Source organism: Stenotrophomonas sp. AB1(2024), assembly GCF_037482345.1.
Taxonomy (GTDB): Bacteria; Pseudomonadota; Gammaproteobacteria; order Xanthomonadales; family Xanthomonadaceae; genus Stenotrophomonas.
The window spans coordinates 2546814-2564827 of record NZ_JBBHKO020000001.1 but is presented as its reverse complement, the minus strand read 5'-3'; the positions used below and the strand labels follow the sequence as shown (position 1 = coordinate 2564827).

Genomic DNA, 18014 nt, shown 5'->3' with positions numbered 1-18014 from the left:
GCAATCTGGTGTAGGGAATCGCCTATTGTGGGGGCATGAGGCGTCAGCGCCAACCAGCTTGGGCAATTTTCAATGCATCTGTCCCGGGACAGCCTGTTGCAGCAGGCGTCGGCCTTGCCGATCCGGCGCACGACGGTGCCACGCCCTGTGTTCCAGTCGGCACCGTATTGTCCCGCCATGGTCCCGCTCAGCTGGCCAGGACATCCGCCAAGGGCTGCCACGCCGCCTGCAGGCGCGACAGCGGCCAGGCCGCGTTGGCCGGGCTGGTCGAGGGCAGCGCCCACACCGCCAGTGATGACGCGCGGGCGTGCAGCTGCGGCTGGATGAAGCGCACGAAGGCCGCGTGTGCGGCGGCGCCATTGCAGGCCACGGCCGCCAGCTGCGGCAACTGCATGATCAGTTCCGGCACTGCATTGGGCACCTCGCTGCCGCGCACGATCGCCGCGTCCAGGCTGCCGCGCCGGTCGCATGCACCGATCACATCCCACAGCCCCACGCCCACCGATTGCAGTGCCAGCACGCGCGCGGCATAGGGAAGACCTGCATCGATGCCGGTGAGTGCGCCCATCAACGGCCAGAAACGATTGCGCCGATGCGCGTAGTACTGCGCGACCTGCAGCGATGCGACGCCGGGCATCGAACCCAGGACCAGCACGCGGCAATCCGCCATGGCCTGCGCAGGCAGGCCGATGCAATGCGTCGGCTTCGTCACGTTGTCTCCAGATGCATGAATATCGCGCACTCCATGATGGCGCGGCAGCACAACGCTTTCACGCTGCAGGCTGAACAGAACAAACTAAATTTTAACGTGCGTCGGATTCGATTCATGTTGCGGGGACTACGTTTGCCTCGCCCCGCTGCAAAGGGGCCCAGAACAAAAAAACACCTGAGGAGATCCCCCATGCAATCCATCCGCACTCTGACCCTGGCTACCCTGACTGCCCTTGCCTTCGCACCTGCCGCCTTCGCGCAGGACAGCACCACCGACACCGCGTCGGGCAAGCATTTCGCCGTTGTTGGCGGCGTTGCGCTGCTGCAGCCGAAGAACGATCCGCTGGAAGGCATCGACAAGGTCGATGGCGGCCCGGCGCCGACGCTGAGCTTCAGCTACTACATCAACGACAACTGGGCCGTGGAACTGTGGGGCGCAGCCGACAAGTTCGACCACCGCGTGCGCGGCGCCAACGGTGCGCACCTGGGTACCGTCGAGCAGCAGCCGATCGCGCTGAGCGGCCAGTATCACTTCGGCCAGGCCGACAACGTGTTCCGTCCGTTCGTGGGCGTGGGTTACTACGAGTCGAACTTCAGCAACGAGAAGCTGGCCAGCGACGCCGGCCACATCGGCCTGGAAACCGCCAAGGGCGCCATCGGCACCGTCGGCGTGGACATGAACATCAACAGCACCTGGTTCGCCCGTGCCGATGCCCGCTACATGCATTCGCGCCCGGAGCTGACCGTCAACGGCCGCAGCACCGGCGATGAAGCCAAGCTGGACCCGTGGACCGTGGGCTTTGGTATCGGCGCGCGCTTCTAAGCGTTTCTGCCGCAGGTTGTGCAACGGGCCCTTCGTGGGCCCGTTGTCGTTTTGACCCAACCAGGCGGCACCCCACGGCGCCTTCATGCGTCTTTTCCGCTTGCCTCCCGATACTCGCGCCAAGCAAAGGGAAGGCGGATGGACGACAGGCTGGATGTCCTGCATGTACCTTCTGCAGCATATGCGAGGGGCCGGCCAGCGGCCGGCGCTACCAGACGGGACCATCATGGACAAACGCTACGTACTTGCCATCGACCAGGGCACCACCAGTTCGCGCGCGATCCTGTTCGATCGCGCCGGCCGCATCGCCGGGGTGGCCCAGCGCGAGTTCGCGCAGGTGTTCCCACGGCCAGGTTGGGTCGAACACGATCCGCGCGAGATCCTGACCAGCGTCTACACCACCGTGACCGAGCTGCTCAACCGCGAGCAGGTCGACCCGCGCCAGATCGCCGCCATCGGCATCACCAACCAGCGCGAGACCACGGTGGTCTGGGACAAGGCCACCGGCCAGCCCATCCATAACGCGGTGGTCTGGCAGTCGCGACAGAGCAACGGCATCTGCGAGCGTCTCAAGGCGCAGGGCCACGAACCGCTGTTCCGCGCGCGCACCGGGCTGCTGGTGGATGCCTATTTTTCAGCAACCAAGATCCGCTGGATCCTGGACCATGTCGACGGTGCGCAGGCCCGCGCCGAGCGCGGCGAGCTGCTGTTCGGCACCATCGACAGCTGGCTGGTCTGGAACCTCACCGGCGGTGCGGTACACGTCACCGACTACAGCAATGCGGCGCGCACCCTGCTGTTCAACATCCACACCCTGGCCTGGGATGACGCGCTGCTTGCGTTGTTGAACATCCCGCGCGCGATGCTGCCCGAGGTGCGCAGCTCCAGCGAGGTCTATGGCACGACCCGCTCGCAGTTCTTCTTCGACCAGCACATCCCCATCGCCGGCATGGCCGGCGACCAGCAGGCGGCGCTGTTCGGCCAGGCCTGCTTCGAGCCGGGCATGGTCAAGAACACCTATGGCACCGGCTGTTTCATGCTGATGCACACTGGAACACGTGCGGTGACATCCAACAACGGCCTGCTCACCACCCTTGCCTGCGGCATCGATGGGCAGGTGGAGTACGCGCTGGAAGGCTCGATCTTCGTGGCCGGGGCGGTGGTGCAGTGGCTGCGCGATGGCCTGCGCATGTTCGGCAAATCCAGCGACTGCCAGGCCTACGCCGAACGTGCGGCGGACAATGGCGGGGTGTACATGGTGCCGGCCTTTGTCGGGCTGGGCGCGCCCTACTGGCGCAGCGATGTGCGTGGTGCGGTGTTCGGCCTGGGCCGGGGCACCACCAAGGAGCACTTCATCCGCGCCGCGGTGGAATCGATGGCCTACCAGACCCGCGACGTACTGGCCGCGATGCAGGCCGATGCGGGGATTGAACTGAAGGAACTGCGCGCTGATGGGGGCGCGATTGCCAATGACTTCATGGCGCAGTTCCAGAGCGACATCCTGGGCGTACCGGTACTGCGGCCGCAGGTGGCCGAGACCACCGCGCTGGGTGCGGCCTATCTGGCCGGGCTGGCCACCGGGTTCTGGAGCAGCCGCGCGGAGATTGCCGAGCAGTGGGCGGTGGGGCGCCGGTTCGTGCCGCAGATGGCGGTCGAACAGCGCGAAACCCTGTATGCCGGCTGGGTGCAGGCGGTGGAGGCGACGATGGGGTTCCGGGTCTCGTAGAGCCACGCGCTGCGTGGCTTCGTGGTCCGGTTTCGATCATTGCCGCGCTGCGCGCGGCCAGCCACGCAGGGCGTGGCTCTACGTCACCGCTACGTGCTTCGGTCAGATTGCCGTAGCCCTGTCAGAAGGCGGGGAGGACCGCGCCCTTGTATTTCTCGGCGATGAAGGCTTTTACCTCCGGGCTGGTCAGGGCCTTGGCCAGCTGCTGCACGCGCGGGTCGTCCTTGTTGTCCGGGCGGGCGACCAGGAAGTTCACGTACGGCGAATCCTTGCTTTCGATCGCCAGTGCGTCCTGGGTCGGGTTGAGCCCGGTGTCGAGCGCGTAGTTGGTGTTGATCAGGGCAAGGTCCACCTGGTCGAGCACGCGCGGCAGCATCGCCGAATCCAGTTCGCGGAACTTGAGCTGCTTCGGGTTGGCGATGATGTCGCGCTGGGTGGCCAACGCATTGGTCGGGTCCTGGAGCGTGATCACGCCAGCCTTGTGCAGCAGGATCAGCGCGCGGCTGTTGTTGCTGGGGTCGTTGGGAATCACCACGTCGGCACCGACCGGCAGTTCTTCCAGCGACTTGAAACGGCGCGAGTACGCGCCGAACGGCTCGATGTGCACGCCGATGACCTTGGTCAGGTCGGTCTTGCGGTCGCGGTTGTAGGCATCCAGGTAGGGCTCGGTCTGGAAGTAGTTCACGTCCACCTGCTTCTGCACCAGCTGGTCGTTGGGCTGCACGTAGTCGTTGAAGACCTTCACGTCCAGCTCCAGGCCTTCCTTCTGCAGGATCGGCTTGACCACCGCCAGGATCTCGGCGTGCGGCACCGCAGTGGCCGCGACCACCAGCTTGCTGGAATCGGCGGCGGGCTTGCCGCAGGCGGCCAAGGCCAGTGTGGCGGCCAGCAGCGGGAGCAACAGGGTCTTTTTCATGGGGGCGGAATCCGGGGGGCTGCGATAGCAGCCAACCATACCGCAAGCCCTGGGCTGGCGGGTATCCGGGAGACATTACCCGTCGGCATGACCGTTGCAGCGCCGCACAGCCACGCAGGGCGTGGCCCTACGGATATCGGCCATCATCGTAGAGCCACGCCCTGCGTGGCTGCGCGGGCCCCGGTCATTCGTAATTGCTCAACGCCATCATCAACAACGCCTTGGCCTGCTCGCGCAGCATGGTCGGCTCGATGATTTCCGCATCCGAGCCGTAGTGCAGCACGTCCATCAGCAGCTCTCGCGAGACGCTGTAAGGCACCTTGAGCTCATAGCGGCCGTCCGCCAGGAACCGACCCTGCTGCTTGGAATGCCAATGCTCGTCGGCCACCCAGCGCGCGGCCTTGGCGCTGAACACGATGGTGGCCCAGCCCTTGGGAGAACCGGAGAAAATTCCGTAGCTGGCGCCCAGTTGCTCATCCAGCTCGGTATCGTCCACGTCGCGCGCAACGGTGTCGATCACGCGGGCCTTGTAAATCCGGTCCACCGCAAAGCTGCGCAGCCCTTCGCGGCCATGATCCCAGGCATCGAGGTACCAGTTGTCGCGGTAGTGGGTCATGCGCTGCGGCGACACGGTGCGCTTGGTCGCCTCATCGGTGGAACGGGCCCGATATTCGAACGCCAGCTGCTTGCGCTCCAGCACCGCCGACGCCACCGCGCGGAAGCTGGCTTCGTCGAATTTGCGGCCCCGGTGCGGAATGACCCGTACCCGGTCCACCGGCCAGGTGGACACGCCGGCCTGTGCGGCCAGCAGCCCTTCAATGCGCTGCTGCAGCGGCGCCAGCACCGACGACAGCACCCCGCCACCCGTGCGTGCCAGCAGGTGCTGCGAGGCCAGCAAGGCATGCAGCTCTTCCGAACTGAGCCACAGCCCGGGCAGCTCGAAACGCTCGCTCTCGTCATCCTGGTAGCGGAAGCCGGCCTCGCCATCGCCCTCGACCGGCGCCATCAGCGCGTCGCGCAGGAAGGCCAGGTCGCGATAGACAGTGGCGCGGGAACACGCCAGTTTTTCCTGCAGGGTCGCCACCGTCACCGGATAGCGCGCGGACTTCAGCAGACGATGCAGGGCGTTGATGCGTTCATATCGGTCCATGACCCGATTATGTCCGAGTCGCCGCCGTTGTGGCGGCCCGAACCGGAACTTCGGCTATCGTGAGGGCCCTGCCCTGCCGTCCTCTTCCCCGCCATGCGCCTGCTGCCTGCCGTTGCCGTGCTGTCCCTGCTGTTGTCCGCCTGCGAACGGGCTCCGGCACCGGCCCCCTCCGCGGCAGCCACGCCGCCGGTACCGGTGGCCGGCGATCCGGCGCAGGCGGTGCTGGACGCCAGCCAGCGATTCGGCCAGCTGCGCAGCTTCCACGCCGCCCTGCACATGCAGGGCCCACGCACGCTGGACGCCACCATGCAGTTCGTGGCACCGGACCGCTACCGGCTGCAGACCGCTGAAGGCGTGCAGACCATCATCGGCGACACGTTCTTCCTGCAGCGCGCCGGCGAAGTCCGCCAGGTACCGGTACCGCCGGGCCTGCTGGCGCAATGGCGCAGCCCGCTGCCGGCCGATGCAACCGCTGCCGACCTGCAGGTGGAGGCGCTGGGCGAAGCGCGCGTGGATGGGAATCCCGTGCGCCGCTACCGTGTGCGCCACGCCAGCGCCGCACCCGACGGGATGCTGTACTGGATCGATGCGGCGGGCCTCCCGGTGCGGATCGAACGCCAGGGCAAGACCCAGGGCCAGGCCTTCAAGGTCACGGTGGACTACACCCGTTTCGACGACCCCACGCTGCGCATCGAGGTACCCTGAACAGGCGACAAGTCCAAACCTCTCCTAAAGCACGGGCGGGAAAAGGAAAAATGGCGTGAAGGCATCAAGTATCATCACGCGTTGCTCCTCCCCCTGTCTGATCCGGAGAACCGTTGATGTCCCTGCGTGTGACGCTGCTTGCCTCCCTGCTGCTCAGTGCCCCGGCGGCCTTTGCCCAGGACACCACTGACCTGGCCGCGATGACCTCGCCTTGGAGCGGCAGCGGCGGCGAACTGGGCTTCGCCTCGGCACGGGGCAACAGCAACTCCGAAAGCGCCAATGGCCGCCTGCGCCTGCGCTACACCGATGACGACTGGGTGCATAGCATGGACCTGTTTGGCCTGCGTTCGCGTTCGGAATACACCGAAACCGCCGACGACGGCACCATCACCAAGCGCAGCAACACCACGGCCAACCGCTACACCGGCAGTGCCGGCAGCGCGCTGCAGCTGGGCGAACACCGCCAGCTCACCGCCACGGTGCGCTACGAGCGCGACGATTTCACCACCTACGACCGCCAGAGTTCCTTCGGCCTGGGTTACGGCACCCGGCTGCTGCAGGGCGACCGCTTCTACATGGATGCGCAGATCGGCCCCGGTGTGCGCCGCACGCACAACACCGAGGACGACGAAACCCGCACCGGCCTTATCGGCCGCGGCCTGTTCGACGTGAAGTATTCGCTTACCCCCAACACCGACCTGATCAACACGTTGCTGGTGGAATCGGGCTCGTACAACACCTTCGGCCAGAATGATTTCGGCGTGTCGGTAAACATGAACAAGCACCTGGCGCTGAAGGCGGCGTGGCAGGCCCGCTACAACAGCGACGTGGCCGTGGACAAGCGCAAGACCGATACGTTGACCACGATGAACGTGGTTTACACGTTCAGGTAAGGGTACGCGCCATCGCATCCGCGCGGCCGCCCCCTGACTCAGGGGGCTCTACACCAGAAGATTCGTCGGCGTAAGCGTCAGTCCGCGAGCAGTTCGCCGGCGCCGCCGTCCAGCAGGCCTTGGGCCACCGCTTTCCCGAGGGCATCGGGATTGTTGCCCGGGCCGCGCGCTTCGGCGCGGACCAGGCGGCCATCGGCCACGCCGCCGACCAGACCCTGCAGGAACAGGTTGTCGCCTTCCCACTGTGCGTAGCCGGCTACCGGCACGTGGCAACTGCCGTGCAGCGCACGGTTCATGGCGCGCTCGGCCTCCACGCAGGCGCGGGTGCGCGCATCGTCGAGCGGGGCGAACAGCGCCATCACCCGGGCATCGTCGCCGTTGCATTCCACGGTGACCGCGCCTTGGGCGGGGGCCGGCAGCCACTCCGGCGCAGCCAGCCGCGCTACGATGCGCCCGCCCAGCCCGAGCCTTTCCAGCCCGGCCACGGCCAGCACAATGGCGTCATAGCCGCCGTTGTCGAGCTTGGCCAGGCGCGTGTTGACGTTGCCGCGCAGGTCCAGCAGTTCCAGGTCCGGGCGCAGCGCGCGCAGCTGGGCCTGCCGGCGCAGCGAGGAGGTCCCCACGCGCGCACCGGGCGGCAGCGCGTCCACCGAGGCGTAGAGGTTGGAAATGAAGCCATCGGCCGGGTCGTGGCGGGTCAGCATGGCCGGCAGCGCAAACGGCGCATCCAGTTCCATTGGCACGTCCTTTAGCGAGTGCACCGCGCAGTCGGCCTCGCCACGCAGCATGGCCAGTTCCAGCTCCTTCAGGAACAGGCCCTTGCCGCCGATCGCGGCCAGCGAGCGGTCCAGCACCTCGTCGCCACGCGTGCTCATCGGCACCAGCACCACGTCCAGCCCGGGGTGGGCATAGCGCAGGCGGTCGGCAACGTGTTCGCTCTGCCACAGGGCAAGCGGGCTTTTTCGGGTGGCGATGCGCAGGGTGGTCATGCGCCCATTATCGCCGCCAGGAGGCGTATCGACCAACGGTCGATACGCGGTTACAGGTGTTTCAAGTCCTGCTTGAGGCTCGCCACGCAGCGGCGGCTGACCTCCAGCGGTGCCTTGCCATGGCGCAGCACCGCCTGGACCTGGCCTGCGCCATTACGTCGCAGCTCCACCAGTTCGTGGCGGGCCACCAGGCAGTTGCGGTGGATGCGCACGAAACGGTTGGCAAACTCCTCTTCCAGCGACTTCAGCGATTCCTCGATCAGGTCCTCGCCGCGTGCGTGGTGCACCACCACGTACTTTTCCTCGGCCTGCATGTAGTGGATGTCGTCGATGGGAATCAGCCGCAGGCTCCCTCGCAGGCGCGCGCACAGCAGCGTGCGGGCCTGCTGGCTTGGCACGCTGGGCTGCCCGTTGCGACCGGCCAGGAACGTACGGGCACGTTCAAGCGCCGCCGCCAGGCGTTCGCTGCGCACGGGCTTCATCAGGTAATCGATCGCCGCCGCCTCGAACGCCGACAGCGCATGCGCGTCATAGGCGGTGCAGAACACCACCGCAGGGCGCGGGTCGAACGTGGCCAGGTGGCGCGCGGCTTCCAGACCATCCAGCCCGGGCATGGCAATGTCCAGCAGTACCAGGTCCGGCTGCAGCTCGGCGCAGGCATGCAGGGCCTGCTCGCCATTTTCCGCCTCCGCCACCACCTCGACCCCGGGTTGTTCGGCCAGCAGGCTGCGCAGGCGCTCGCGCGCGAGCGGCTCGTCGTCGGCGATGACAACTTTCAAGCAGGCTTCCTCACTGGACGGGCACGAAGATGTCGCAGGCATAGTAGCCGTCGTTCCATGCTCCCGTCATCCGTGCGGCGGGGCCGAAGCGCCAGGCCAGGCGGTGCGCGATATTGCGCTGCGCGTGGCCGGCGCCCTGCATCAACGGCAACGCGCGCGCATCCGGGTCGGGCGCGGGGTTCTGGATGCGGATGTGCAGCTGCGGGCCTTCGCAGGTCAGCGCAATGACAATCGTGCCGCCGCCAGGCAAGCGCGAGATGCCGTGCAGCACCGCGTTTTCCACCATCGGCTGCAGCACCAGGCGCGGCATCGGCAACGTCCACGGCAACGGCTCCTGGCGTTGCCATTCCACCTGCAGGCGCTCGCCCAGCCGCAACGACTCGATCGACAGATAGGCTTCTGCCAGCTCGCACTCGGCCTGCAGCGTGGAATCGCCCTCGCCTGCCCCCAACGCGGCACGGAACAGATCGGACAGGTCCAGCACCGCGCGCTCGGCCACTTCCGGGTCGCGCCGCACCAGGCTGGCGATGAGGTTCATGCTGTTGAACAGGAAGTGCGGGCGGATCCGCGCCTGCAGCGCATCGGCCTGCGCGCGCGCATTGGCCACCGTCTGCGCGCCCCAGCGGTCGCTCACGTAGAAGTAGCGCAGCGCCAGCGCCACGATCAGCGCGGTGACGGTGGCGCAGCCCAGGGTGAAGCGCCAGAAGCCGATATCGCCGGCAAATCCCTTCGACCCCAGCGCCGCGTAGAGGGCATGCACGATGCCGGTGCACACCGCCGCGATCAGCGCCGTCATGGCCACCGCCACGGCCGAGCCCAGCGCTTCGGGCAACCGCGACAAGCTGGTGCGGGCCGCGCACAGGCTCACCGTGACCGCCAGCGCCAGCCACAGGGCCAGGCCGCTGGCCAACAGGAAATCGGACACGCTCCACTGGCGGCTGCCGTCCGGCGCCAAGGCCACCACCACCACCACCAGCTCGGCCAGGCCGAGCATCGCACCCAGCCGCGGCAACCGGCACAGCTCGGGCAACCACGGCTGCTGGCGCGGGTCGTTCATGGCTCAGGCCGTGGTGAAGCGTGCGTCCAGCCAGTCGCCCAGCGCCTGCAGTTCTTCGGCGCAGACCTGGTGGGCCATGGAATAGGAATGCCACTCCAGCGGGAAGCCGGCTGCCGTGAGCGCCTGGGCGGTGTGCGCTGCGATTGCCTGCGGGATCACCGGATCCTGCGCACCATGGGCCATGAACACCGGCGGGCGGGCGCCGTTCGGGACAGCGGTCCTGATTGCCGCTTCCGGGTCAGGCAGGTAGGTGGACAGCGCGATCAGGCCGGCAACGGGGCGGGTCGAGCGAAGCGCAGCACTGAGGATGATCGCCCCGCCCTGCGAAAAGCCTGCGAGCAGGATGCGTTCGGCGGGAATGCCCCGCGCGACCTCCGCGTCGATCAGCGCATCCAGCGCCTGCACCGAGGCATCCACACCGGCGGCGTCGGCGCGCGAACGGAAGTCCATGCTGACGATGTCGTACCACGCGCGCATGGGCACGCCGTTGTTGATGGTGATCGGCTGCACGGGGGCGTGCGGAAACACGAAGCGGATCGCCGGCCAGTGCGGGCGCAGCAGCTCGGGCACGATCGGTGCGAAATCGTGGCCGTCGGCGCCCAGGCCGTGCAGCCAGAGCACGGACCATTGCGGGTTGGCGGCGGTTTCGTTGACTACGGTTTCCAACGCTTGCGACATCATGCGGCTCCAGAACGTTCCGGAGGCATTATGGGGGTAGAGGGGCCACGCAGGGCGTGGCGCCGGTCGTTGGCGTGGTCAGTGGCCGCTGCGTTCGGCGGCGGCGCGGCGCAGCTGGGCGGCGCGCTGCAGGATGGTCGGCGGGGTGGTTTCTTCCGGGATCTCCATCAGGCGCAGGCGGTGCAGCAGGTCGCCGGCGCGACGGCCGGACGTCAGGGCGACCACCGGAATGGCCAGCACCATGCCCACCACCACCGGGGACATCCATGCCGCCAGTGCCGGCGATACCGCGTAGGCCAGCACGCCCATGAACAAACCGAACACGCTCAGGCCGCCGTAGCCGCGGATCAATGCCGGCCAGGAGATGCCGCCGTCGTCGCGCTGCTGCGCATCCCAGCCCGAATCCTTGCCGGCCAGTACTTCGGCCACGCCACGCGACTGCACGTACATCACCACCGGCGCCATCAGCGCGGCCAGCACGGTTTCCAGCAGCATCGACACGAACGCGCGAATGCCACCGCCGCAACCGCGCCGCTCGGCCGGGTCGATCAGCATCGCGATATAGCCCAGCACCTTTGGCAGCAGCAGCACCGCCATGGTGATCGCGAACATGCGGATCACCTGCGTTTCATCCTGCTGGCGCCAATACACGCCGGGCGACAGGTGCAGCACTTCATTGACATCGATGCCGCCCTGGAACAGCGGAATGGCGATGCCGATCAGCATCAGCATCGCCCACATCGGTGCGGTGAAGTAGTGGCCGATGCCGATCATCATGTGCATGCGGCTGACCCAGTGCAGGCCGCGCGAGCCGACCACCTTGGCGTGCTGCAGGTTGCCCTGGCACCAGCGGCGGTCGCGCACCAGCATATCGGTCAGGGTCGGCGGACCTTCCTCATAGCTGCCCTTGAGGTAGGGCACCATGTGCGTCGCCCAGCCACCGCGACGCATCAATGCGGCTTCAACGAAATCGTGGCTGAGCACGTGGCCGCCGAACGGCTGGCGACCGGGCAACGGCGGCAGGCCGGCGTTGTCGGCGAAGGCTTCGGTGCGGATCACCGCGTTGTGCCCCCAGTAGTTGCTTTCCGCGCCGTGCCACCACGCCACGCCACGCCCGATGACCGGGCCGTACACGCGCCCGCCAAACTGCTGCATGCGCGCGAACAGGGTGCGCCCGCCGATCACCGCCGGCAAGGTCTGGATCAGGCCCACATCCGGGTTGTGTTCCATCCCGGCCACCAGGCGCACGATGGTGTCGCCGGTCATCAGGCTGTCGGCGTCCAGGATCAGCATCTGCGGGTAGCCGCCGCCAAAGCGGCGCACCCAGTCGGCGATGTTGCCGGCCTTGCGCCCGCTGTTGTCGCCACGGCGGCGATAGAACAGGCGCTCATGCCCACCTACCGCATCGCACAGCTCGGCGAACGCCTGCTCCTCGGCGGCGCCGATGTCGTCGCGACGGGTATCGCTGAGCACGAAGAAATCGAACTGTTCCAGTTGCCCGGTGCTGGCCACCGACTCGTAGATGGCCTGCAGCCCGGCCAGCAGGCGGCGCGGGTCTTCGTTGTAGGTGGGCATCAGCAGCGCGGTGCGCGTATGCACCTGCGGCAGCGGCTGGTCCGGGTCGATGCCCAGCTTGTAGCCGCGATCGAACACGGCGGTGAGGAACCCGGCCACGGCACCGGCGAAAGAAAGCGCGATCCAGGCGAACAGCGCCACGAACAGCACCAGCAGGCAGCCTTCCAGCACGGTGATGCCGTTGGGGGCCAGCACCTTCCACATCATCGTGGTGGCGGCCATGGTCATCGCTGCGGTGCCACCGAAGATGTAGAAGCGACGTAGTGCGATCATGCGCGGCGCGGTGCGCTGGCGTCGTGTCTGCAGGCGGCCCTGGTTGAAGCTCTGTTCGGGCATGCCCATCGGCGTTTCGGCGGGCAACACCGGGCGCCCGGCATCGAGTGTGGCGTTGACGGTCTGCACACTCATGCGCGGCGACCCTGCGCGCGGATCCAGCCGGTCCTGCCCGGCACCTGATGGGTCGCCCCGATCCCGGTGCACACCTCGGTGCTGCTGTGTCCTGCATCGGCGTGGCCGTGGCCGTCGCCCTGCTGATGTCTATGACTACCCGAACCCACGAACTCTCCAACGGCACTGAGGCGAAAAATGCGGCCCAGCATAGGGGGCCAAATGTAAGCCGGGCGCGAAGGGGCTTTCGGGGCATTTCTCCCCATTCAGCAAACGGAGGGGCACCCCGGACGGGTAGAATGCGACAAATGGCCGCAGGCCTAGTGCTGTAAGGCTTTGCCTATTCAGAATGTAGGAAACAGCACTCGCGGCACCGGCCGGCCAGCCAACCGGGTCAAGGCCGAAACAGATGCACCCGCCCCCATTCTGCGCAGGCGCAGGCGCCCCAAGCCAGCCACGGACGCGCGATCACGCCACGCCCCGCGCGATTCAGGCCGGCATGGCTTCCACGGCCACATCGCTCTCCACAGGTTGGCGCGCCAGGGCGCGTGAACCGACGTGGGAATACTGCAGCTGTGCCAGCAGATGCTGCGCCTGGGTGGCGGCCGGGCACGGCGCGATCTGCGGGCCGGCAACAGGACGCTCAGAAGACATCACAACACTCGACATGTAACTGACTCTCGATTCATTCCAATACGCCGCAGGGCTCCCATGCCGCGCGGAATGCGAACCCTATATCAATTTCCGGACGAATGTGTGACATCGCCCACACAACAGAGGATCGCACATGCCCCGCGTCAAAAAACTGGCGAAACACGATGTCCAGCAACTATGATGTAATCGTTTACACACTCAGAAAATGGATATGGATTCCAACATCGCCTCACCCTACAGCCCCAAGTGGCAGTTCCGCTTCGACTTCTTCAACGCTCACGGCGCGCCCAACTCGCCCGCCTTCAAGGCAGCCTACAAGGCGCTGCCGTTCGGCCAGAAGATCAAGGTCAATTTCAATTTCTTCGCGCTGTTCTTCGGCTGCATCTACCTCTTCATCCTGGGCATGTGGCGCAAGGCCCTGACCATCCTGGGCCTGACCCTGGTGCTCGGCGTGGTGCTGGCGTTCCTGCCCGACCCGATCGGCCGTGGCCTGGCGATTGCGTGGTCGCTGTTCATCGCGCTCACCACCAACTACAACTATTACCTGGAACAGGTAAAGGGCGACACCAGCTGGAACCCCTTCAAGGGCATGCGCTGGTAAGCCACGCGCTGCCCGTGCCGGTCGCCGCCCGATGCCTGATTCGCCTCCTCAGCCGGCCTGCCCCAGGCGAACCTGCAAGCTGTGGATTTCGGCATCGCTCAAGCCCACTTCCTTGAGGAAGCCGGCCGCGCCGCCGTACTGCTGGTGCAGTGCATCCAGGAACATTTCCATGTTCTCCGGTGCGGTGCCGCCCATGCCGGCCATCTTGCGGGCGATCTCCGGATGCTGCTTCATCAGCGCCATCATCTGTACGTTCATCGCGCTGTCCTTGGGCTGCCCTTCCAGGTAGTGCGCGGACAGCGCGTAGTTGTGCACGATGTCCGCGCGCGGCACGCCAGCCAGGTCGAGCAGGATGCCGGAGATGATGCCGGTGCGGTCCTTGCCGGCGGTGCAGTGGAACAGCACCGCACCATCATCCTGCGCGGCGATGCGCTGGAACACCTGGCGGAACTGCGGCTGGTTGCTGCCCAGCCACTGCACGTAGGCCGCGCCCAGCGAATCGGGGAAGCTGGTCATCATCTTCTGCAGGTCCATCTTTTCGGTACCCATCAGCGAGATGCGCTGGTAGTCGAAGCGTGCATCCTTTGCGAGCACGTCGGGCGACTGCTGTTCCTCGTCGCCGGTACGCAGGTCGATGTCCAGCTTGACGCCCGCAGCGGCAAGCGTGTCGCGGTCGGCGTCGGTCAGGCGGCTCAGGTCCGCAGTACGGACAAAGGCCATCGCCGGGATCGGACCATTGCGGCCCTGCAGGCCGGCGAAGGTGCGCACGTTCCATGCGCCCTCCAGCCCCAGCACGCGCTGTGCATCGTCGGCGACCGGCCGCACGTTGCCGGCGACCGGCGCCTCGTTTTGCGGCGCAGCCGCGGCCGCGGCCGCCTGCGGGCTGGCTGCGGCGACCCACGGCGACAACACCAGCGCAATGGCCAGGCTCAGGGACACGGGATGCAGACTATTCATGGGTAGGCTCCAGGGAATCAGAAGTGCACGGCCAGTTCGAGGCCATAGGTGCGCGGGTCGTTGAAGATGCCGGACTGGCCGAGAGATGCATTGTTGAGCTTGTAGAACAGGTGCTCTTCGTCCAGAAGGTTGCGGGCCCACAGCGAGATGTCGAGGCTGGCGCCGTCGGCGTTGAGCGGCATGTCCACCAAGGCGACGCGGGCGTTCACCACGAACGAGCTGTCGGTGAGCATCTGGTCGTACTCGCTGGTGTAGAAGCCGTCGGACCAGTTGCCGTCCACATGGAACTTCAGCGCCGACGCATTGGCGAACGGCACCCAGTAGTCGACCGCCAGGCTGCTGGCATGCTTGGGCGCGAGCAACGGCTGCACGGTGACTTCCACGCCTGCGCCGAACGGATCCTGCGTGGTCAGTGAGTCGATGTCGGTGTAGGCATGAGTGAAGCCCACGGTGAGGTTGTCCAGCGGCATGATGCTGAACTCCAGCTCGGCACCGCGCGACCTGGTGCTGCCCTGGGCATTGGTGGTCACCATGGTGGTACGGGTTTCGCCACTGTTCGGATCGAACGGCAGGGTGAAGTCCATCTGCTTGTGTTCGATCTTCGAATCGAACAGGGCCAGGTTGAAGCGCGCGCGGTTGTCCCAGAACTGCGATTTGAAGCCAAGCTCGTAGGCGGTCACCTCTTCCGGATCGAACGCGGTGTAGGTGGTGGAGCGCGAGTTGGCGCCGCCGGCCTTGAAGCCGGTGCTGTACCTGGCATACACCATGGCGTTGTCGCCCACGTCGTAAGCCACGTTCACCATCGGATCGAAGCGGCCCCAGGCATCGTCGAAGGTCAGGTCGGCGGCGGCGCCGTTGACGGTGTACAGGCTGCCGTTCTTCTCATCGCGGGTGTAGCGGCCACCTGCGGTGAGGTGCAGTTTTTCCAGCGCGGCCGGCGTCCAGGTAGCCTGGCCGAAGATGCCAAGGCTGTCGGTCCAGGCCTTGCTGGCGCGGTCGATGCGCACGTTGGCCAGGTTCAGCGGATTGGTCGCCGGATTGAGCGTGTAGCTGTTGCCGCCCGGGCCCCACAACAGCATGTTCGGGGTCTGTGCGTCGTCCCCGGCGGTCTCGTGGTAGTAGAACGCGCCGACCAGGTACTGCACCTGCGAGGTGTTGCCGATCAACTGGAATTCCTGGCTGTACTGGTGCTGGTAGACCTGCGCCAGGCTGTAGCGGGCGAACGGTGTATTGGGCCCGCCGTAGGCGGAGATCGCGTCGACCAGGCCCATGTCGAACTGGCCCTGCTCGAGTTCCCGGTAGGAGCTGATGGACTTGAACTCCAGGTTGTCGCCCAGCGTCCAGCCCAGGTTGAGCAGATGGCCGCTGGTGCGCCCGATGTTCTCTTCCTGCGGTCCGCCCAGGATCGAACTCTCGCGACGGTCTTCGCTGGCGCCGGCCTTCTGCAGCGGGCTCAGGTAGGCGCCCGGCACCAGCACCTGGGTGTGGTAAGGCGTGGTCGCGTCGTAGGAGCGGTCGAATGCGTACAGCGCCGAGAACGTGTCGCTCGGTTCCCACAGCGCGCTGATCCGTGCGCCGCGCTTGTCGTAGCTGTTGAAGTCTTCCTCGCCGCGCATCGGGTTGTCGGTGGTACCGCCGCGCTTGGCCTGCACCGCATCGATCTTGACGCTGACATCGCCCACCTTGGGCAGGTCCAGGTGCAGTCCGGTGTTGTAGCCGCTGTAGTTGGACACGCCGACATTGACGGTGCCACCAAACTCGCCGGTCGGGGCCTTGGTGACGATGCTGACCGCGCCACCTTCCGTGTTGCGCCCGAACAGGGTGCCCTGCGGGCCCTTCAGCACTTCGATGCGGTCCACGTCGTAGAGCATCGTACCCAAGCCCTGCGAGCGGCCCAGAAACACGCCATCCACGTAGACGCCGACACCGGCATCGCGCGCGGGCTGGTTGGCGTCGCCAGAGGCACCGATGCCGCGGATGCCAATATTCAACGCCGAACTGCGCGTGGCGAACGGGGTTACCCGCAGCGAGGGAATGGCACCGTCGGCGAAGCTGCCGAGCGAAATCGCACTGCGGTCCTTGAGCATGCCCGCATCGACCACGCTGACCGAGATCGGCGTCGCCTGCAGGTTGGTGGCGCGCTTCTGCGCGGTCACGACGACCTGGTCCAGCGCGACCACATCACGGGCATCGGCACTGGTACCGGCGGCCGCATCGGCCGGCAACGGCGTTTCGGCGAAGGCCAGCGAAGGCAGCAACGCAGCGATGGATAGAGCAAGCACCTGCGGGCGCAGGGCAACACGGGAGAGGGAAAGACGCATGGGGATCCGGTCACGTGAAGGGTGGGCAAGCCGGCGCAGTCTGCGCACCCCTGATGACAAATGAATGACCGTTCATTCTCATTTCTGATGTACTACGCTAGCCCCATGGACGACCGCACATGCCGACAATGACGCCTACCGAACTTCCCTCCTCCCCACCCGAAAGCACCGCCGCAGCGCGCGCCGAGGCCCAGCGCAACCGCATCCTGGACGCGGCCCAGTGTTGCTTCGTGGCCAGCGGGTTCCACGCCGCATCGGTCAACGACATCGCCGTGGAAGCCGGCATCAGCCAGGGGCTGATGTACCGCTATTTCGCCAACAAGCGCGCCATGATCCTTGCGCTGATTGAACGCCAGCTCCGCGCCGATCAGCGCTCGATCGGGCAGATGTCCGCTTCCAGCGACCTGGTCGATGCGCTGCTGGGTTGTTATCAGATCTGGGCGCGCGGCGAGTCGATCAGCCGGCATGACACCGCCATTGCAAGCGTGGCCCTGTATGCGGAGATCACCGCCGAAGCGCAGCGCGATCCGATGGTGGCCGACGTGCTGCGACGGCACGACAAGCTCGCCACCGAAGGCATCTGCAACTGGCTGCGGCAGCATGACCAGGCGCGTGGGGTGATGATCGACGAGGTGGCGCTGCAGCAGCGCACGTTGCTGTTCCGCATCACCGTCGAAGGACTGGCGATGCGCGCCGTACGCGATCCCGATCTGCCTCCGGACACCGTGCGCTGGCTGCTGCGGCACGCGGTCTCCGCGGTGATCGGCGACTGAGATTTCGATCCGAGATGAGGCGTTCGTCTCATCCATTGTGAGATTCAATTCACACTTTCTCCTGATTTGCCTCTCCCATGAGGCGAATCCGGGCGCCATTTGCCTCACGCGTTTTGAACGAATGAGGTCAAAACGAAAGATACGTTGCAGTACTGTTTACGTTCTGTTAATTATTTGTGCAGCGCACCAGTCCCTCTGGCACGCAAGGAGAACCAACCGGATGAGCACGTAACGAGAACGACCTACCCACAATCAGACTGCAAGGTGCACGCATGAACGACCGCATTGGCAAGTGTGTTCACGCTCCGAAAGCAATTTC

Annotated in this window: 17 protein-coding genes; 6 read left to right on the top strand and 11 right to left on the bottom strand. The window is 66.2% G+C overall.

Going from position 1 to position 18014, the window contains the following annotated elements; all coding sequences use genetic code 11:
- Positions 1-187: 187 nt before the first annotated feature.
- Entirely contained in the window at positions 188-712 is a 525-nt protein-coding gene (locus WIX41_RS11660) for a DNA-deoxyinosine glycosylase (RefSeq protein ID WP_339447708.1), read from the bottom strand.
- Between the two features lie 189 nt (positions 713-901).
- On the opposite strand from WIX41_RS11660, the gene WIX41_RS11655 reads away from it, so the two are divergent.
- The gene (locus tag WIX41_RS11655) at positions 902-1534 is read left to right on the top strand and encodes an OmpW/AlkL family protein (protein ID WP_339447706.1); all 633 of its coding nucleotides are present in this window, start codon (positions 902-904) and stop codon (positions 1532-1534) included.
- Between the two features lie 226 nt (positions 1535-1760).
- Positions 1761-3260 (top strand): glycerol kinase GlpK, encoded by a 1500-nt coding sequence (gene glpK, locus WIX41_RS11650; RefSeq protein WP_339447704.1) that lies wholly within the window; start codon positions 1761-1763, stop codon positions 3258-3260.
- A gap of 121 nt (positions 3261-3381) precedes the next feature.
- Here the strand turns inward: glpK and WIX41_RS11645 are convergent, their stop codons facing one another.
- Positions 3382-4176, bottom strand: coding sequence for a MetQ/NlpA family ABC transporter substrate-binding protein (locus WIX41_RS11645; RefSeq protein ID WP_339447702.1), 795 nt, complete (start codon positions 4174-4176; stop codon positions 3382-3384).
- A 184-nt stretch (positions 4177-4360) separates the two neighbouring features.
- On the bottom strand, positions 4361-5326 hold the full coding sequence (locus WIX41_RS11640; RefSeq protein ID WP_339447700.1) for a helix-turn-helix transcriptional regulator: 966 nt from the start codon (positions 5324-5326) through the stop codon (positions 4361-4363).
- 93 nt (positions 5327-5419) lie between these two features.
- Between WIX41_RS11640 and WIX41_RS11635 the strand changes: the two genes are divergently transcribed.
- Positions 5420-6031, top strand: coding sequence for a hypothetical protein (locus tag WIX41_RS11635; RefSeq protein WP_339447698.1), 612 nt, complete (start codon positions 5420-5422; stop codon positions 6029-6031).
- Positions 6032-6147: 116 nt separating this feature from the next.
- Positions 6148-6924: a DUF481 domain-containing protein gene (locus WIX41_RS11630; protein WP_339447696.1), complete on the top strand. Its 777-nt coding sequence runs from the start codon at positions 6148-6150 to the stop codon at positions 6922-6924.
- Between the two features lie 77 nt (positions 6925-7001).
- Here the strand turns inward: WIX41_RS11630 and hemC are convergent, their stop codons facing one another.
- The 6 genes from hemC to WIX41_RS11600 form a co-directional block, all read right to left on the bottom strand.
- A complete protein-coding gene (gene hemC / locus WIX41_RS11625; RefSeq protein WP_339447694.1) occupies positions 7002-7913 on the bottom strand; it encodes a hydroxymethylbilane synthase in 912 nt (303 codons plus the stop codon).
- A 50-nt stretch (positions 7914-7963) separates the two neighbouring features.
- Positions 7964-8734 (bottom strand): LytR/AlgR family response regulator transcription factor, encoded by a 771-nt coding sequence (locus tag WIX41_RS11620; RefSeq protein WP_409187376.1) that lies wholly within the window; start codon positions 8732-8734, stop codon positions 7964-7966.
- Positions 8703-9749, bottom strand: a complete 1047-nt coding sequence (locus WIX41_RS11615; RefSeq protein WP_339447690.1) for a sensor histidine kinase — start codon at positions 9747-9749, stop codon at positions 8703-8705. Before WIX41_RS11615 ends, WIX41_RS11620 begins: the two co-directional genes overlap by 32 nt.
- A gap of 3 nt (positions 9750-9752) precedes the next feature.
- A complete protein-coding gene (locus tag WIX41_RS11610; RefSeq protein ID WP_339447688.1) occupies positions 9753-10427 on the bottom strand; it encodes an alpha/beta hydrolase in 675 nt (224 codons plus the stop codon).
- Between the two features lie 78 nt (positions 10428-10505).
- The gene (gene mdoH, locus WIX41_RS11605) at positions 10506-12410 is read right to left on the bottom strand and encodes a glucans biosynthesis glucosyltransferase MdoH (protein ID WP_339447686.1); all 1905 of its coding nucleotides are present in this window, start codon (positions 12408-12410) and stop codon (positions 10506-10508) included.
- A gap of 468 nt (positions 12411-12878) precedes the next feature.
- The gene (locus tag WIX41_RS11600) at positions 12879-13043 is read right to left on the bottom strand and encodes a hypothetical protein (RefSeq protein ID WP_339447684.1); all 165 of its coding nucleotides are present in this window, start codon (positions 13041-13043) and stop codon (positions 12879-12881) included.
- Between the two features lie 211 nt (positions 13044-13254).
- Here WIX41_RS11600 and WIX41_RS11595 point away from each other — a divergent pair, with 211 nt between their 5' ends.
- Complete coding sequence (locus tag WIX41_RS11595; protein ID WP_339447682.1) at positions 13255-13644, top strand: DUF2628 domain-containing protein; 390 nt, start codon at positions 13255-13257, stop codon at positions 13642-13644.
- A 48-nt stretch (positions 13645-13692) separates the two neighbouring features.
- Here the strand turns inward: WIX41_RS11595 and WIX41_RS11590 are convergent, their stop codons facing one another.
- Both WIX41_RS11590 and WIX41_RS11585 read right to left on the bottom strand, forming a co-directional pair.
- Positions 13693-14601 (bottom strand): tyrosine-protein phosphatase, encoded by a 909-nt coding sequence (locus tag WIX41_RS11590; protein WP_339447680.1) that lies wholly within the window; start codon positions 14599-14601, stop codon positions 13693-13695.
- Positions 14602-14618: 17 nt separating this feature from the next.
- Positions 14619-16922, bottom strand: coding sequence for a TonB-dependent receptor (locus WIX41_RS11585; protein WP_339447678.1), 2304 nt, complete (start codon positions 16920-16922; stop codon positions 14619-14621).
- A gap of 119 nt (positions 16923-17041) precedes the next feature.
- Here WIX41_RS11585 and WIX41_RS11580 point away from each other — a divergent pair, with 119 nt between their 5' ends.
- Positions 17042-17695 (top strand): TetR/AcrR family transcriptional regulator, encoded by a 654-nt coding sequence (locus WIX41_RS11580; RefSeq protein WP_339447676.1) that lies wholly within the window; start codon positions 17042-17044, stop codon positions 17693-17695.
- The last annotated feature ends 319 nt before the right edge of the window (positions 17696-18014 follow it).

Bases quoted from the DNA above. Each gene is read 5' to 3' on its own strand.
- WIX41_RS11655 (WP_339447706.1), top strand. From the start codon at position 902: ATGCAATCCATCCGCACTCTGACCCTGGCTACCCTGACTGCCCTTGCC.
- WIX41_RS11590 (WP_339447680.1), bottom strand. From the start codon at position 14,601: ATGAATAGTCTGCATCCCGTGTCCCTGAGCCTGGCCATTGCGCTGGTG.
- WIX41_RS11585 (WP_339447678.1), bottom strand. From the start codon at position 16,922: ATGCGTCTTTCCCTCTCCCGTGTTGCCCTGCGCCCGCAGGTGCTTGCT.
- hemC (WP_339447694.1), bottom strand. From the start codon at position 7,913: ATGACCACCCTGCGCATCGCCACCCGAAAAAGCCCGCTTGCCCTGTGG.
- WIX41_RS11620 (WP_409187376.1), bottom strand. From the start codon at position 8,734: ATGCCTGCGACATCTTCGTGCCCGTCCAGTGAGGAAGCCTGCTTGAAA.
- WIX41_RS11645 (WP_339447702.1), bottom strand. From the start codon at position 4,176: ATGAAAAAGACCCTGTTGCTCCCGCTGCTGGCCGCCACACTGGCCTTG.
- WIX41_RS11615 (WP_339447690.1), bottom strand. From the start codon at position 9,749: ATGAACGACCCGCGCCAGCAGCCGTGGTTGCCCGAGCTGTGCCGGTTG.
- WIX41_RS11640 (WP_339447700.1), bottom strand. From the start codon at position 5,326: ATGGACCGATATGAACGCATCAACGCCCTGCATCGTCTGCTGAAGTCC.
- WIX41_RS11580 (WP_339447676.1), top strand. From the start codon at position 17,042: ATGCCGACAATGACGCCTACCGAACTTCCCTCCTCCCCACCCGAAAGC.
- WIX41_RS11600 (WP_339447684.1), bottom strand. From the start codon at position 13,043: ATGTCTTCTGAGCGTCCTGTTGCCGGCCCGCAGATCGCGCCGTGCCCG.
- WIX41_RS11630 (WP_339447696.1), top strand. From the start codon at position 6,148: ATGTCCCTGCGTGTGACGCTGCTTGCCTCCCTGCTGCTCAGTGCCCCG.
- mdoH (WP_339447686.1), bottom strand. From the start codon at position 12,410: ATGAGTGTGCAGACCGTCAACGCCACACTCGATGCCGGGCGCCCGGTG.
- WIX41_RS11595 (WP_339447682.1), top strand. From the start codon at position 13,255: ATGGATTCCAACATCGCCTCACCCTACAGCCCCAAGTGGCAGTTCCGC.
- WIX41_RS11610 (WP_339447688.1), bottom strand. From the start codon at position 10,427: ATGTCGCAAGCGTTGGAAACCGTAGTCAACGAAACCGCCGCCAACCCG.
- WIX41_RS11635 (WP_339447698.1), top strand. From the start codon at position 5,420: ATGCGCCTGCTGCCTGCCGTTGCCGTGCTGTCCCTGCTGTTGTCCGCC.
- glpK (WP_339447704.1), top strand. From the start codon at position 1,761: ATGGACAAACGCTACGTACTTGCCATCGACCAGGGCACCACCAGTTCG.